The organism is Thioclava sp. JE_KL1, from assembly GCF_009296265.1.
Classification (GTDB): domain Bacteria; phylum Pseudomonadota; class Alphaproteobacteria; order Rhodobacterales; family Rhodobacteraceae; genus Thioclava.
Window position 1 is genome coordinate 483,365 of sequence record NZ_WBJS01000003.1, and the last position, 14,592, is coordinate 497,956.

Consider the following 14,592-nt stretch of genomic DNA (forward strand, 5'->3'; position numbering starts at 1 on the left):
ATATCCCGGGGGAGCGCGTCAGCGCGGGGGCGGAGCCCCCCCCTCTGCATGACAACCCCGGCGCCCCCCATCGCCGCGATTGCAAGGCGCGCGCGGGCAGGCTAAACGAGCGCGCATGATGAACCGTCCCGCGCTCCCGCCCGAAATCGCCCGTCGCCGCACCTTTGCGATCATCTCGCACCCGGATGCGGGCAAGACCACCTTGACCGAGAAGTTCCTGCTTTTCGGCGGCGCCATTCAGATGGCGGGACAGGTGCGTGCCAAGGGCGAGGCGCGACGGACGCGTTCGGACTTCATGAAGATGGAACAGGACCGCGGGATTTCGGTCTCGGCCTCGGCCATGTCCTTCGAGTATCGCGAGTTCCGCTACAATCTCGTCGATACGCCCGGCCACTCGGATTTCTCGGAAGACACCTACCGGACGCTGACGGCGGTCGACGCGGCGATCATGGTGATCGACGGGGCGAAGGGCGTGGAGAGCCAGACGCGCAAGCTGTTTGAGGTCTGCCGTCTGCGCGACCTGCCGATCTTGACCTTCTGTAACAAGATGGACCGCGAGAGCCGGGATACGTTCGAGATCATCGACGAGATTCAGGAAAACCTCGCGATCGACGTGGCGCCTGCGTCCTGGCCGATCGGGATGGGCCGGGATTTCCTCGGTTGCTATGACATGCTGCACGACCGGCTGGAGCTAATGGATCGCGCCGACCGCAACAAGGTGGCGGAATCGATCAAGATCAGCGGGTTGGACGACCCGAAACTGGCCGAGCATGTGCCCGCCGACCAGCTCGAAAAGCTGAAAGAAGAGGTCGAGATGGCGCGCGAGCTGCTGCCCGCCTTCGACCGCCAGAGCTTCCTTGAGGGACACCTGACGCCGATCTGGTTCGGCTCGGCGATCAACAGCTTCGGCGTGAAGGAATTGATGGACGGGATCGGCGAATTCGGCCCCGAGCCGGAGGTTTTCAAATCCGCCGAGCGCGATGTGGCGCCCGAGGAGAAGAAGGTCGCGGGCTTCGTCTTCAAGGTGCAGGCGAACATGGACCCCAAGCACCGCGACCGCGTGGCCTTCGTGCGCCTCGTCTCGGGGCATTTCACCCGCGGGCAGAAGCTGCTGCATGTGCGCTCGAAAAAGCAGATGGCCGTATCGAACCCGGTCCTGTTCCTCGCCGCCGACCGCGAACTGGCGGAAGAGGCCTGGGGCGGCGATATCATCGGTATTCCGAACCACGGGCAATTGCGCATCGGTGACGCGCTGACCGAAGGCGAGGCGCTGCGCTTCACCGGCATCCCGAGCTTTGCGCCGGAACTGCTGCAATCGGTGCGCGCGACCGACCCGATGAAGGGCAAGCATCTGGAAAAGGCGCTGATGCAATTCGCCGAAGAGGGCGCTGCGAAAGTGTTCAAGCCCGCGATCGGCTCGGGCTTCATCGTGGGCGTCGTCGGCGCGCTGCAATTCGAGGTGCTGGCGAGCCGGATCGAGCAGGAATACGGCATCCCCGTGCGGTTCGAGGCCTCGCAATTCACCTCCGCCCGCTGGGTGCTGGGCGACAAGGCGGCGGTCGAGAAGCTTGTCAACGCCAACAAGCAGCACATCTCCTATGATCATGACGGCGACGTGGTGTTCCTCACGCGCCTGCAATGGGACATCGACCGGGTCGAGCGCGACTATGAGGGCGTGACGCTGTCGGCGACCAAGGAAATGATGCAGTAAATAATCTACTGGACTCAAAAGTCTTAGTGTTACGGTGGTTTTGTTAATTCCTAACTGCGGTGCTGAGATGAAGAGATTTTTGATTACCTTTTTTGTGGTTTTGTCTGGGTGTGCCTCACAGATTATGGACTCCTATGTCGGCAAATCGATATCGGAACCGGTGTTGGATTACGGGCCACCTATGAACGTCCTTGATCTGCCGGATGGGTCGAGGGCCTATCAGTGGAAAATGTCAGATTCCGGCGCGGTTCCAATTGTGACACCGACGACCTCGACCGTTTATGGGCCTGCCGGAATGGCGACCGTCTCAGGTAGCCAAACGAACTGGGTTCCCTACAGCAAAACCTGCGTCTACACGCTGCTGGCAAAGCCAAATGGAAAAGACTGGGTCGTTACCGGTTATCGAAAACCGACTTTTAACTGTGAATAACTTCGCTATCTCGGATACGAGTGTAGCTATGCGCGAGAAGAGAAGAACTTTATATGACCACCCCCCTTCCCCCCGAACTCGTCTCGATCCTATGCAACGAGGCCAGCGCGCCGGAAGACGTGCGCACGGTCGAGGCGCTGGTCGATCTGTGGCTGGCCGACAATGCCGAGGAGCCCGAGGGCGAGGACTTCCCGTGGTCGGTGCTCTGTGTCTTCGAACTGCGCGAATATCCCGAGGTGCTCTGGACCTTCATCCGCAAGGCGCTGACGGGGGCCACGACGATCTGGCAGGTGGTGATGCTTGCCGCCGGGCCGCTGGAGGATCTGGTGGCGGAACATGGCGCGGAGTTCATCGACCGGCTCGAGCGCGAGGCGCGCCATTCCGCGCGTTTCCGCTTTGCGCTGACGGGCGTCTGGCCGCAAGGCGAGGAAGACCCCACCCTTTGGGCGCGGATCGAGAAGGCGCGCGCGGCGGCGATGGATACCGGGCTCGATATGGGCGGTCCGCTGCCGCCGAAATAAGCGCAGGCGCATCGCGCGCCACTTAACAAAAATCACATCTCTGCGCCTGAGCTGTGCAGCAGTGCGCGCCGGACCTACCTCTGAGCAAGGAGGAGATCATGGCGCAGCTGTCTCGGGTATCCGGCAAGAGAATGGCGCGGTTTCTGCAAAAGCAGACCCGCTTCTACCAACCCTTCGGCGTGATCCCGACCCGCGCGCTACGCGCCACGCTGCGTCCCGGCGATGTGCTTCTGGTCGAGGGCGATCGGCGGATATCGGCGGCGATCAAATATCTCACCCATTCCACATGGTCGCATGCGGCTTTCTATTCCGGTGGCCCGCCCGGTGGCGAACTGATCGAGGCCGATCTGGAGGCAGGCGTGCGGATCGCGGGGCTTGCGGCCTATGCGCATCTCAACACGCGTATCTGCCGCCCCGTGGGGCTTGGGCACGACCGGATCGAAGAGGTGATCGATTACATGCAGAGCGCCGTCGGGCGGCAATACGATCTGAAAAACGTGATCGACCTCGTGCGGTATCTGCTACCGCGCCCGCCTGTGCCGCATCGGTTTCGGCGGCGGATGCTGGCTTTGGGATCGGGCGATCCGACGCGGGCAATCTGTTCGACCGTGATCGCGGAGGCGTTTCACGCGGTCCACTATCCGATCCTGCCCGATATCGAGATGGGCAGCGCCGACAGTCAGGGCGAGATCCTGCATATCCGGCACTCGTCGCTGTTTACGCCGCGCGATTTCGATCTCTCGCCCTATTTCGATGTGATCAAGCCGACGCTGGAAGACGGGTTCGATTTTCGCGAATTGCCACTGGAGGAGTGACGCCGAAGGGGGGGGAGCCTCCGGCGGGGATATTTATATCAAGAGGAAGCGAGGATGCGCCATCTGGCAGGGCGCATCGCCTGCATCGTTACATCGCGAAGGAGACGCCGCAGCCGCAGGAGCTGGATGCATTCGGGTTCTCGATCACGAAACGCGCGCCGATCAGTTCTTCGGTGAAGTCGATCGTGGCGTTCTCGAGGAATGGCAGCGAGACCGGGTCGATCAGGACCTTCTGGCCCGCGCCTTCTAGCACGATGTCGTCGCCCGCAGGCGTCTCTTCGAGCTTGATATCATACTGAAAACCGGAACAGCCGCCGCCCTCGACGGCCACGCGCAGCGCTTGCGGCGCTTCGCGACCTTCATTGATTTCCGCCAGACGCGCAAAGGCGCGCTCGGTCACTTTCGGAGGGAGTTGCATCGGATTGGCCTTCCTGACCCCACGGGGCCTGTATTTCCGTCACATCCGAGATATAGGAGGGCCGAAGCGTGCCGACAAGACGAGGTTTTACCAGTGCTCAAGCCCTATGCCTGCCAGCCCGGCGAGAGCCGCGGGCGGCTTCACCCCGAAAGCATGTCCACTTTCCGCTCGCCGTTCCAGCGCGATCGGGACCGGATTATCCATTCTTCGGCCTTCCGACGGCTCAAGCACAAGACGCAGGTCTTCGTCGAACATGAGGGCGATTATTACCGCACGCGCCTGACCCACACGATCGAGGTGGCGCAGGTGGCGCGCACCATCGCGGGGACGCTGGGGCTGAACACCGATCTGGCCGAAGCGGTGGCGCTGGCGCATGATCTGGGCCATCCGCCCTTCGGGCATACCGGCGAGGACGCGCTGGCCGAGCTGATGAAGCCCTATGGGGGCTTCGATCACAATGCGCAGGCGCTGCGGATCGTGACAAAGCTGGAGAAGCATTACGCGGGCTTCGACGGGCTGAACCTGACCTGGGAGACGCTGGAAGGCATCGCCAAGCACAACGGCCCTGCGATTTCCGATAAGGGCGGCTCGCACAGCTTCCCGAGCCGTGAGGAGCTGCCCTATGCGCTGGCCGAGGTCGATGCGGCCTGGGATCTGGAGCTGGAGACCAATGCTTCTGCCGAGGCGCAGGTGGCGGCGGTGGCCGATGACGTGGCCTATAACCACCACGATCTGCATGACGGCCTGCGTGCGGGGCTCTTCGACGAGGACGATCTGTGCGAATTGCCGGTAATCGAAGCCTGTTTCGCCGAGGTGGACAAGCTGCATCCCGGTCTCGACCGCACGCGCCGCCAGCACGAGGCGCTGCGCCGGGTCTTCGGCGTGATGGTCGAAGACGTGATCGCGGTGGCCGAGAACCGGCTGACCTCGCTCGGCCCGCAATCGGTCGACGATATCCGTCAGATGGACGGGCCGATCATCCGCTTCTCGAAGCCGCTTTATCAAAGCCTCAAGGTGCTCAAGCAATTCCTGTTCGAGCGCATGTATCGCGCGCCCTCCGTGGTGGTGGAGCGCAAGCGCGTGACCGAAATGATCAACGCGCTGTTCCCGCTGTTCATGGAACGCCCGGAGCTTCTGCCCGAGGAATGGCAGGAGGAAGTCTCCCGCGCGCGCATCCTCGGCGGCGACTGCACGCGGCCCGAATCGAAGCAGGCGCTGGCGCGGGTCGTGCTCGATTACGTGGCCGGGATGACAGACCGCTTCGCCATTCAGGAATATGATAGGCTGGTGGGGCGCGGGCGCTGAGGCGGAACAACTGGCCTTCCGTCTCGTTGTCTCCGCGAATGCAACGCATAGGAGGGATTCATGATCCGCAAGCACGCATCGGCCCATTGGGAAGGCACCATCAAGGGCGGCAAAGGCACGATTTCGACCGAGAGCGGCGCGCTGAAGTCGCAGCCCTACGGTTTCAACACCCGGTTCGAAGATGAGCCCGGTTCGAATCCCGAGGAATTGATCGGCGCGGCTCACGCGTCCTGCTTCTCGATGGCGCTGTCGCTTCAGCTCGAGCAGGCAGGCGTCTCGGATGTCGTGATCGACACCAAGGCGGAAATCTCGCTCGACAAGGAGGGCGATGGCTTCGCGGTGAAGAAATCCGCGCTGACCTCGATCGTGAAAGGTACTGGCGACGAGGAGGCCATCCGCAAGGCGGCCGAGGGCGCCAAGGAAGGCTGCCCGATCTCGAAGCTTCTGAACTGCGAGATCACGCTGGACCTGACGATCAACTGATCCGGTCCCGATCGACCAAAGTAAAAGGGCGCCCGGTGAGGCGCCCTTTTTCATGTCTTGGGTCTGGCGTTCAGCGCTTGAAGAGATGCTTCTGCGCTTCGCGGCTCGAATTGTCGCTGCGCTCATCGGCAGACAGGGCCCGGCCCGCTTTGACGCCCGGGCGGTCGCCGACCTCGTCCAGCCAGCGCTTCAGGTTCGGTTTGTCGTCGAGCGTCTGCTCCTGCCCTTCCCAGAGCGAGGCCCAGCCCCAGGACGCCATATCCGCGATCGAGTAGAAATCGCCGGCAAGGTAGCGGGTCTCGGCGAGACGGCGGTCCATGACGCCATAAAGCCGCCCGGTTTCGGCGCGGTAGCGATCCTTCGCATAGGGCAGGTCCTGCGACGGCTCCAGCTTGGGCGCGTATTTCAGGAAATGGTGCGCCTGACCGGCCATCGGGCCCAGCCCGCCGACCTGCCAGAACAGCCATTCGTCGACCGCGATCCGGTCGCGCTCGGTCTCGCCGTAGAACTGGCCGGTCTTGCGGGCGAGATATTGCAGGATCGCGCCGCTTTCGAAGATCGAGACAGGTTCGCCATCCGGGCCGTCGCGGTCGATGATCGCGGGCATCCGGTTGTTGGGCGAGATTTTCAGAAATTCCGGCTCGAATTGCTCGCCCTTGCCGATATTCACCAGGTGGGTCTCGTAGGGCAGGCCCATCTCTTCGAGCGCGATGGAAATTTTCCAGCCGTTCGGCGTGGGCCAAAAATAGAGGTCGATCATGGGGTCTCCGTCAGGTTAGGCGGCAGGTTCCGCTCTACTTTGCCGCACGCTGGAACGAGGGCAAGGCGAAACCCGGTGTGCGCGGACGCGCAAACAGGCGCGACCAGCGGGGGTCTTGCGCCTTAGGTAGTGCTTCGGCGAGAAAGGGAAGCGGCAGTCGGTCGGGCTGGCGCAGCACTTGACGGTAAAGGTCGAACAGCCCCTCGCGCATGTAGCAGGCGAAATGGCAGACGCGTTTCGCGGGCGGGGCGACGGGGTAGCCGAGATCTTCGAGAACCTCGATCACCTCGGGCGCGTCGATCTGCAGATCGAGCCAGTTGCGCATCGGCTGCGACAGGCCATTTCCCAAAGACCGCTCGCGCCCGCCCGCGACGCCCCACTCGAACAGGAAATCGAACAGGTCGTTGTCGCGGCTGGTGACGTTGAGTACCTCGCAGCTGCGTCCCGCAGGGCTCGCCATCGCCTCCTCGGCGCGGCTCTGGAATTCCGCGGCGGCCAGCAGCACCATCCGCGCGACTTGCCCCGCATGGGCATGGCGCAGCGCGCGCAGGGCGACACGTGCGCCCATCGAATGGCCGATGATTCCCACCGGACGCCCGGTCGCGGCATGAAGCGCGCCGATCAGGCGGGCAAGGCGCTGTGCGGCGATCTCGGCCATGTCGTAGATCCGGGTCAGCCGCCCCGTCGATTGCCAGCTGAACGCAATCCCCAACCCCTCGCCGGGATTGCTGCCGTCGAAGCCGAGCGCGCGCGGCCAGCTGATCGCGGTGTGCAGATTGAAGCTCGGCTCCATCGCGAAGATATGCTGATACGGGTCGCGCCCCTCGACGCCCGCCGCATAGCCGTAGCCGTGGATCATCAAGACGACCGGGGCACCCTCCGGCAGCGCGCGCGCCTGAGCGATGACATCGGCGGGCAGCTCGGAGCTGGCATGGACCTTGAGAAGCGGCATTTGGGCCTCGGGGGAGGAGCGCAGGCGCGGGTTGTTGTTCTAATCCGAACGCAGCTTTTCGTCGGAAAGTTCCCCCCCCTTGCGTGAGCCTGCAGCGACGGCACGCATTCGTTTTGTGCGATCGTGACATCGCCGCTATGCGTTGACCCAGCGCCGCCTGCGCGCTATCGCAGCCCCAAGCCGCGACAGACCGCCGCAGGAGGCCCCGATGACAGAGCGCAAGACCCGCACCAAACTCGTCCATGACGGCATTCGCCGCAGCCAATATGGCGAACTGGCCGAGGCGATGTTCCTGACGCAGGGCTTTGCGTACCCCTCGGCCGAAGCCGCCGAGGCGCGGTTCCTCAACGCCTCCGATGATGAGTTCATCTATGCGCGCTACGGCAACCCCACCACGCGCATGTTCGAAGACCGGATGGCCTCGATCGAAGGCACCGAAGACGCTTTCGCCTGCGCCTCCGGCATGGCCGCGATCAATGGCGCGCTGACCTGCCTCGTGAAGGCGGACGATCACATCGTGGCCGCGCGCCAGATGTTCGGCTCCTGCCTGCATGTGCTGAAGGTTCTGCAGGGCTTCGGCGTCGATGTGACGCTGGTCGACGGCACCGATCTCGACGCGTGGCGCGCCGCAATGCGTCCCGAGACGAAGGTCTGCTTCTTCGAGAGCGTCTCGAACCCCGGCCTCGAGGTGATGGATGTCGCGGGCATCGTGAAAATCGCTCATGAGGGCGGCGCGACGGTGGTAGTCGACAACGTCTTCGCCTCGCCGATTTTCTCGCGTGCAGTGGAACTTGGCGCAGATGTGATCGTCTATTCCGCGACCAAGCATATCGATGGCGGCGGGCGCGTGCTCGGCGGTGTCGTGCTGGGTTCGAAAGAGTATATCCGCGGTCCGCTGGAAACTTACGTGAAGCACACCGGCGGCGCGATGAGCCCGTTCCACGCCTGGGTTCTGCTGAGCGGGTTGCAGACGCTCGATCTGCGGGTACGCGCGCAGGCGGCGAACGCGGCTGCCGTGGCCAGCGCCGTTGCGGGCCATGAAAAACTCGCCCGTACCGTCTATCCCGGCCTGATGGATCATCCCCAACATGCATTGGCGATGGAGCAGATGGGCTCGGGCGGCACGATGCTGGCGCTCGACCTGAAAGGCGGCAAGGAGGCGGCGTTCCGCTTCCTCAACGCGCTGCAGATCGTCTCGATCTCGAACAACCTCGGCGATGCGAAATCCATTGCGACCCATCCGGCGACGACGACCCACAAAAATCTGTCGGAAGAGGAGCGGGAGGCGATCGCGATCACCCCCGGTCTGATCCGCATCTCGATGGGGATCGAGGACGGAGGCGACCTGATCGCCGACATCAAGGGGGCGCTCGACGCGGCCTGAACGGGGTGAACCGATTGCCGCGATCCGGCGTATTGTCTTGGACATCGCCCTCAAAAACCCCATATCTGGCGGGACCGGGCGCACCGGAGGACAGGATATGAACGTGCAAGGCAGGATCGACACCCCCGACAATGACGACGCCCGCGCCGCGCTCGACGTGCTGCGTGCATGGGCGGCGAAGGCCGACCCGGTCGAGGTCGCACAGCTCGATCCGGCGATCGCGCGGCTGCTGCCGGGCCACGAGGTCTCGAACTACCCAGATCTGAGCCGCGACTACGACGCGGATTTCGAGGCGGACGAGACCTACAAGGCGACGATGCCCGACCTGCAGAACGGCCCGTCCTCGCTGATCGTGGGCGCCCATACCCGGATCGAACATGTCGGCATCTCGAATTTCCGCCTGCCGGTGCGGTTTCATACCCGCGACAATGGCGATCTGACGCTGGAGGCGTCGGTCACCGGGACGGTCAGCCTCGAAGCGGAGAAGAAGGGCATCAACATGTCCCGCGTGATGCGCAGCTTCTACGTCCATGCGGAGAAGACCTTCTCCTTCGAGGTGATGGAAGCCGCGCTCGACGATTACATGGATGATCTCGAGAGCTTCGACGCCCGTCTGATGATGCGGGTCTCTTTCCCGGTGAAGCGGCCCTCGCTGCGCTCCGGGCTGGAAGGCTGGCAGTATTACGATATCGCGCTGGAACTGATCGAGACCGCCGGGGTGCGCACCAAGGTGATCCATCTCGATTACGTCTATTCCTCGACCTGCCCGTGCTCGCTGGAACTCTCGGAGCATGCCCGCGCCAGCCGCGGCCAGCTGGCCACGCCCCATTCGCAGCGCTCCGTCGCGCGGATTTCGGCGGTGGTTGAGCCGGGCGAGGTGCTGTGGTTCGAGGACATGATCGATCTCGCACGCGCCGCGGTGCCGACCGAGACGCAGGTCATGGTCAAGCGCGAGGACGAACAGGCCTTTGCGGAATTGAACGCCGCCAACCCGATCTTCGTCGAGGATGCCGTGCGCGCCTTCGCCGAGCGCCTTCTAGCGGATGCCCGTATCGGCGATTTCCGCATCGTGGCCAGCCATCAGGAAAGCCTGCACAGCCATGACGCCGTGGCCATGCTGACCGAGGGCGAGACCTTCGCATCCGCCAGCGTCGATCCGAAGCTGTTCGCCACGCTGATCCATCAGGGCTAAGCGCGGGTAGGGGCTGTCTCCGCCGCGTTGATGCGCGTTGTAGGCGGTGACGGGGCTCTGCCCCCGTCCTGCGGGCCCCCGGGATATTTCCGCAAGAGCGAAGACGGGCGCTGAAGCTTACGTTAGGCGAACAGATGCCGAACATGCCCCTTTCCCTCTGAAGGCCGAACCGCTAGATTGCCTCCCATGAATTGGGCTGATGACGACGATCCGTATGAAGGGGCTGCGAGCCTGTCGCAACGTGCCATGGCGGGCGCCATGCAAGCGCGGAGCGCGCCGTATCTCGAGAAACTGAACCCCCAGCAGCGCCAGGCGGTCGAGACGCTCGATGGGCCGGTCTTGATGCTGGCAGGCGCGGGCACGGGCAAGACCTCGGCGCTGACCGCACGGATCGCGCATCTGATCCACACCGGCCGCGCGCGCCCGAACGAGGTGCTGGCGGTGACCTTCACCAACAAGGCCGCGCGCGAAATGAAAGAGCGCGTGGGTCGCCACCTGGGCGGTGCGATCGAGGGGATGCCGTGGCTCGGCACCTTCCACTCGGTCTGCGTGAAGCTGTTGCGCCGCCACGCCGAACTGGTGGGGCTCAAGTCGAATTTCACCATTCTCGACACGGACGACCAGATCCGGCTGCTCAAGCAGCTGATCGTTGCGGCGAATATGGACGAGAAGCGTTGGCCCGCGCGGCAATTGGCTGGGCTCATCGACGGTTGGAAGAACAAGGCGCTGACGCCCGAAAAGGTCTCGGGCCGCGAGACGGCGGCTTTCGACAATCGCGGCTCCGAGCTTTACGCCGCCTATCAGGCGCGGCTGAAGACGCTCAACGCGGTCGATTTCGGCGATCTGCTGCTGCACATGGTCACGATCTTCCAGACCCACGGGGATGTGCTTGCGCAATATCAGCGCTGGTTCAAATACATCCTCGTCGACGAGTATCAGGATACCAACGTCGCGCAATATCTGTGGCTGCGGCTTCTCGCGCAGGGCCACAAGAACATCTGCTGCGTGGGCGATGACGACCAGTCGATCTATGGCTGGCGTGGCGCCGAGGTCGGCAACATTCTGAAATTCGAGAAGGATTTTCCCGGCGCCGCGGTGATCCGGCTGGAGCAGAATTACCGCTCGACCGCGCATATCCTCTCCGCCGCGTCCGGGCTGATCACGGCCAATGAGGGCCGTCTGGGCAAGGAGCTCTGGACCGAGGCCGAGGGCGGCGAGAAGGTGCGCCTGATCGGTCATTGGGACGGCGAGGAAGAGGCCCGCTGGATCGGCGAGGAGGTCGAGGCGATCCAGCGCGGCACCCGCGGCAATCCGCCCATCAGCCTGAATTCGCAGGCCATTCTCGTGCGCGCCTCGCATCAGATGCGCGCTTTCGAGGACCGGTTCCTGACCATCGGCCTACCCTATCGCGTGATCGGCGGCCCGCGCTTCTACGAGCGGCTCGAGATTCGAGACGCGATGGCCTATTTCCGCCTCGTGACCTCGCCCGATGACGATCTGGCTTTCGAGCGGATCATCAACACGCCCAAGCGCGGCCTTGGCGACAAGGCGCAGCAGCGCATTCAGGTCGCCGCGCGCGAGAACGGGCTGAGCCTTCTGGACGGCGCGCGGCTCTTGGTGGCCGAAGGCGCGCTGTCGGGCAAGGCGGGCGGGCAGCTGCGGCTGTTCGTCGAGAATGTCGCGCGCTGGCATGAGGAGGTCGTGCAGGCCTCGCCCGCGACCGCCGTGACACGGGCCGAGGATGACGACCTGCTGATCGAGCCCGCCGAGGATGGTGTGGCGCCCGCGAATGACCTCAGCCATGTGCGTCTGGCCGAACGGATCCTCGAGGAATCCGGCTATGTCGAGATGTGGCAGAACGACAAGACGCCGGAAGCGCCGGGGCGGCTCGAGAACCTCAAGGAACTCGTCAAGGCGCTGGAGCAGTTCGACAATCTGCAGGGCTTCCTCGAACACGTCGCGCTGATCATGGACAACGACAAGGCCGAGACCGAGGAAAAGGTCTCGATCATGACGCTGCACGCGGCCAAGGGCTTGGAATTTCCCGTGGTCTTCCTGCCGGGCTGGGAAGACGGGCTGTTCCCGTCGCAGCGTTCGATGGATGAGAGCGGCCTGAAGGGCCTCGAGGAAGAGCGCCGCTTGGCCTATGTCGGCATCACCCGCGCCGAGGAGCTATGCACGATTTCCTTCGCAGGCAACCGCCGCGTCTACGGCCAATGGCAAAGCCAGATGCCCTCGCGCTTCATCGACGAATTGCCGCCCGCCCATATCGACGTGCTGACGCCTCCGGGGCTCTACGGTGGTGGCATGAACGGGGGCGGCTTCGGCGGGTCCAGCGCGATGGAAGACCGCGTCTCGCGCGCCGATGTCTACAACTCGCCCGGCTGGCGGCGGCTGCAAAACGCGCAATCGCGCGGGACCAGCCAACCGCGCGAGGCCCGCCATATGGTGATCGACGCCAAGGGCGAGAGCGATTACGAGATCGGCGACCGGGTCTTCCACAAGAAGTTCGGCTATGGCGAGGTGATGGGCTCGGAAGGCGCCAAGCTGGTGGTCGAGTTCGACAAGGCGGGCGAGAAACGTCTGCTGTCGAGCTTCGTCGTGCCCGCCGCCGACGCCGACGACGTGCCGTTTTAACCCTTCTCCCTTCGCCTTGGCGCAAATATCCCGGGGGTGAGGCCGTCAGGCCGAGGGGGCAGAGCCCCCTGCCCCGTCGCGGTCCGCGCGGCGCTGTGGCAGATTTGCCCGGTATTCCGATGCATGCCGTCAAACGCTTGATCAGCGGGGAATTTCGCCGCAGCTAGAGGGTAACACCCGCGTGAGCGAGACTTGAGAGATGACCGCCGATCCAAAGCCCCACCTGCCCGACCATCCCCAGCGCTATGCGCTCGTGAATGAATTGCACGCCCGCCCCTATCCGAAGCTCGGCGTGCCGGGGCATGCGGTCTATGTCGCCTTCAAGGAGCCGCGCGACGCTGCCAATCGCGACCGCAGAAAGGATCACGATCACCTCGTCGATCTTCTGACGCGCAACGGGGCGGCGCAGCCACAGGCGGGGATCACCCATTACGGCGGCAAGATCGGGCGCCACGAGGTGAAATGGGAGAGCCATACCGAATTCACCACCTATCTCGCGTTCGGCAAAGGCGTGTCGTCGCGCGCCTTCGACCCGGCGGAGACCGAGATATTCCCCGACAGCTGGATCGATGCGGCACCCGGCGGACGGATCGCCGCGGTGCAGATCCGCATCGAGGAGCTGCCCGAGAACCCCGACGACATCTCGCCGCTGCTGGAGCAATGGTTCGTCACCGAAAGCCTCGTCTGCACCTGGGTGCTCGACGGGGCGGCGGTGGTCGCGGGAGATTTCCGGATCGACCCGAACGGGCAGATGCGCTTTGCCGTCTTCGCGCGACCCGGCACCGGGCCCGGGCGGATCGGGCGCACGGTGCAGCGGCTTTGCGAGCTGGAAACCTATCGCGCGATGTCGATGCTGGGGCTGGCGCGGGCGCGCGACCTGTCGAAGCGGCTCAATGCGCTCGACCCGCGCCTGACCGAGATCGTGGACGGGATGGGCAATGACGCCAATTCCGCCGAAGAGACGCTGCACGACCTGCTGGAAATCTCCGCCGAGCTGGAGAGCCTCGCGGTGCAACATTCCTTCCGCTTCTCTGCGACCGGTGCCTATGAGGCGATCGTGCGCGAGCGGGTGGAGGCCCTGCGCGAAAGCCGCTTCGAGGGGCGACAGAAGCTCAGCGAATTCATGGCGCGGCGCTACGATCCGGCGGTGCGCACGGTCAAATCGGCCGAAACGCGGCTGCGCCAGATGGTGACGCGGGCGGCGCGCGCGGGCGAACTGCTACGCACGCGGGTCGATGTGGAACGCTCGGCGCAGAACCAGAAAGTGCTGGAAAGCATGGATCGCCGGTCGGACCTGCAACTGCGCCTGCAGCACACGGTCGAGGGGCTGTCGGTGGTCGCGATCAGCTATTACGCGATCTCGGTCGCGGGCTATCTCGCCTATCCGCTCTCGAAAAAGATCGGGCTGAGCAAAGAGCTGATGATGGCGGGGCTGACGCCGATCGTGATCCTCGCGGTCTGGCTGATGATCCGGCGCATCCGCAAGGGGATGGGCGGTCACTGATCGGCGATGAGGGGCTTTGCCTCGGCCCGCGCGGCTGACAGCGCCTCATCAGGTAGAAGTTCGATCATCAGCCCGCGCTTGCCGCCGTTCAGGATGATCCGGTCATAGCGAAGCGCGCTCTGCTCAAACGCCACCGGGCTTGCGCGTTTCTGGCCGAAGGGGCTGATGCCGCCGGTGCGAAACCCGGTCAGCTTCTCGGCCTTGGCGGGCTCCATCATCTTCGCGGATTTGCCCCGAAGGCCGCGGCCACCTTCTTCATCGACAGTGTCGCGTCAGACGGGATCACCGCGCAGGCAGGCTTGCCATCCACCTCGACCATCAGGGTCTTGAGAACCCGCGCCGGCTCTACTCCGAGCGCACCGGCCGCATGGAGGCCGATCTTTTCCTGACCGGCCTCATAAGCATATTCGTGCAGTTCGAAGGCGAGCTTGGCGCGGGTCAGCGCCTGTGTCGCCGGGGTGGCATGACCCATCGGCCCTC

13 protein-coding genes and 1 pseudogene are annotated in these 14,592 nt (G+C 64.1%); 10 read left to right on the plus strand and 4 right to left on the minus strand.

From position 1 onward, the window contains the following. Positions 1 to 115 precede the first annotated feature (115 nt). The 4 genes from F8R15_RS07720 to F8R15_RS07735 all read left to right on the plus strand — a co-directional run bounded on the left by F8R15_RS07720 (position 116) and on the right by F8R15_RS07735 (position 3,477). A complete protein-coding gene (locus tag F8R15_RS07720; RefSeq protein WP_152844171.1) occupies positions 116 to 1,711 on the plus strand; it encodes a peptide chain release factor 3 in 1,596 nt (531 codons plus the stop codon). A gap of 67 nt (positions 1,712 to 1,778) precedes the next feature. After that, a complete protein-coding gene (locus tag F8R15_RS07725) occupies positions 1,779 to 2,141 on the plus strand; it encodes a hypothetical protein (protein WP_253732448.1) in 363 nt (120 codons plus the stop codon). 53 nt (positions 2,142 to 2,194) lie between these two features. Further along, the gene (locus F8R15_RS07730; protein WP_152844172.1) at positions 2,195 to 2,662 is read left to right on the plus strand and encodes a DUF6869 domain-containing protein; all 468 of its coding nucleotides are present in this window, start codon (positions 2,195 to 2,197) and stop codon (positions 2,660 to 2,662) included. A gap of 98 nt (positions 2,663 to 2,760) precedes the next feature. Then, on the plus strand, positions 2,761 to 3,477 hold the full coding sequence (locus F8R15_RS07735) for a lipo-like protein (RefSeq protein ID WP_152844173.1): 717 nt from the start codon (positions 2,761 to 2,763) through the stop codon (positions 3,475 to 3,477). 88 nt (positions 3,478 to 3,565) lie between these two features. Here the strand turns inward: F8R15_RS07735 and F8R15_RS07740 are convergent, their stop codons facing one another. Continuing rightward, complete coding sequence (locus F8R15_RS07740) at positions 3,566 to 3,895, minus strand: iron-sulfur cluster assembly accessory protein (protein WP_078519481.1); 330 nt, start codon at positions 3,893 to 3,895, stop codon at positions 3,566 to 3,568. Positions 3,896 to 3,988: 93 nt separating this feature from the next. On the opposite strand from F8R15_RS07740, the gene F8R15_RS07745 reads away from it, so the two are divergent. Further along, positions 3,989 to 5,200: a deoxyguanosinetriphosphate triphosphohydrolase gene (locus tag F8R15_RS07745; RefSeq protein ID WP_368731018.1), complete on the plus strand. Its 1,212-nt coding sequence runs from the start codon at positions 3,989 to 3,991 to the stop codon at positions 5,198 to 5,200. A 60-nt stretch (positions 5,201 to 5,260) separates the two neighbouring features. After that, positions 5,261 to 5,683: an OsmC family protein gene (locus F8R15_RS07750; protein ID WP_152844175.1), complete on the plus strand. Its 423-nt coding sequence runs from the start codon at positions 5,261 to 5,263 to the stop codon at positions 5,681 to 5,683. Positions 5,684 to 5,753: 70 nt separating this feature from the next. On the opposite strand, the gene F8R15_RS07755 is transcribed toward F8R15_RS07750, so the two are convergent. Together F8R15_RS07755 and F8R15_RS07760 are read right to left on the minus strand one after the other, a co-directional pair. Then, the gene (locus F8R15_RS07755; RefSeq protein ID WP_152844176.1) at positions 5,754 to 6,443 is read right to left on the minus strand and encodes a glutathione S-transferase N-terminal domain-containing protein; all 690 of its coding nucleotides are present in this window, start codon (positions 6,441 to 6,443) and stop codon (positions 5,754 to 5,756) included. Between the two features lie 34 nt (positions 6,444 to 6,477). Then, entirely contained in the window at positions 6,478 to 7,395 is a 918-nt protein-coding gene (locus F8R15_RS07760) for an alpha/beta fold hydrolase (protein ID WP_078570207.1), read from the minus strand. A 208-nt stretch (positions 7,396 to 7,603) separates the two neighbouring features. On the opposite strand from F8R15_RS07760, the gene F8R15_RS07765 reads away from it, so the two are divergent. The 4 genes from F8R15_RS07765 (at position 7,604) to F8R15_RS07780 (ending at position 14,112) form a co-directional block, all read left to right on the plus strand. Beyond that, entirely contained in the window at positions 7,604 to 8,779 is a 1,176-nt protein-coding gene (locus tag F8R15_RS07765) for an aminotransferase class I/II-fold pyridoxal phosphate-dependent enzyme (RefSeq protein ID WP_152844177.1), read from the plus strand. Positions 8,780 to 8,876: 97 nt separating this feature from the next. Beyond that, complete coding sequence (folE2, locus tag F8R15_RS07770) at positions 8,877 to 9,971, plus strand: GTP cyclohydrolase FolE2 (protein WP_152844178.1); 1,095 nt, start codon at positions 8,877 to 8,879, stop codon at positions 9,969 to 9,971. 186 nt (positions 9,972 to 10,157) lie between these two features. Next, a complete protein-coding gene (locus tag F8R15_RS07775; RefSeq protein WP_152844179.1) occupies positions 10,158 to 12,608 on the plus strand; it encodes an ATP-dependent helicase in 2,451 nt (816 codons plus the stop codon). Positions 12,609 to 12,807: 199 nt separating this feature from the next. Further along, positions 12,808 to 14,112, plus strand: a complete 1,305-nt coding sequence (locus F8R15_RS07780) for a DUF3422 family protein (RefSeq protein WP_152844180.1) — start codon at positions 12,808 to 12,810, stop codon at positions 14,110 to 14,112. On the opposite strand, the pseudogene F8R15_RS22090 reads toward F8R15_RS07780, so the two are convergent. Continuing rightward, positions 14,106 to 14,584 (minus strand): annotated as a pseudogene (locus tag F8R15_RS22090) (aminoacyl-tRNA deacylase). The gene F8R15_RS07780 and the pseudogene F8R15_RS22090 sit on opposite strands and share 7 nt — an antisense overlap. Between the last annotated feature and the right edge of the window lie 8 nt (positions 14,585 to 14,592).

Bases quoted from the DNA above. Each gene is read 5' to 3' on its own strand.
- F8R15_RS07720 (WP_152844171.1), top strand. From the start codon at position 116: ATGATGAACCGTCCCGCGCTCCCGCCCGAAATCGCCCGTCGCCGCACC.
- F8R15_RS07725 (WP_253732448.1), top strand. From the start codon at position 1,779: ATGAAGAGATTTTTGATTACCTTTTTTGTGGTTTTGTCTGGGTGTGCC.
- F8R15_RS07730 (WP_152844172.1), top strand. From the start codon at position 2,195: ATGACCACCCCCCTTCCCCCCGAACTCGTCTCGATCCTATGCAACGAG.
- F8R15_RS07735 (WP_152844173.1), top strand. From the start codon at position 2,761: ATGGCGCAGCTGTCTCGGGTATCCGGCAAGAGAATGGCGCGGTTTCTG.
- F8R15_RS07740 (WP_078519481.1), bottom strand. From the start codon at position 3,895: ATGCAACTCCCTCCGAAAGTGACCGAGCGCGCCTTTGCGCGTCTGGCG.
- F8R15_RS07750 (WP_152844175.1), top strand. From the start codon at position 5,261: ATGATCCGCAAGCACGCATCGGCCCATTGGGAAGGCACCATCAAGGGC.
- F8R15_RS07755 (WP_152844176.1), bottom strand. From the start codon at position 6,443: ATGATCGACCTCTATTTTTGGCCCACGCCGAACGGCTGGAAAATTTCC.
- F8R15_RS07760 (WP_078570207.1), bottom strand. From the start codon at position 7,395: ATGCCGCTTCTCAAGGTCCATGCCAGCTCCGAGCTGCCCGCCGATGTC.
- F8R15_RS07765 (WP_152844177.1), top strand. From the start codon at position 7,604: ATGACAGAGCGCAAGACCCGCACCAAACTCGTCCATGACGGCATTCGC.
- folE2 (WP_152844178.1), top strand. From the start codon at position 8,877: ATGAACGTGCAAGGCAGGATCGACACCCCCGACAATGACGACGCCCGC.
- F8R15_RS07775 (WP_152844179.1), top strand. From the start codon at position 10,158: ATGAATTGGGCTGATGACGACGATCCGTATGAAGGGGCTGCGAGCCTG.
- F8R15_RS07780 (WP_152844180.1), top strand. From the start codon at position 12,808: ATGACCGCCGATCCAAAGCCCCACCTGCCCGACCATCCCCAGCGCTAT.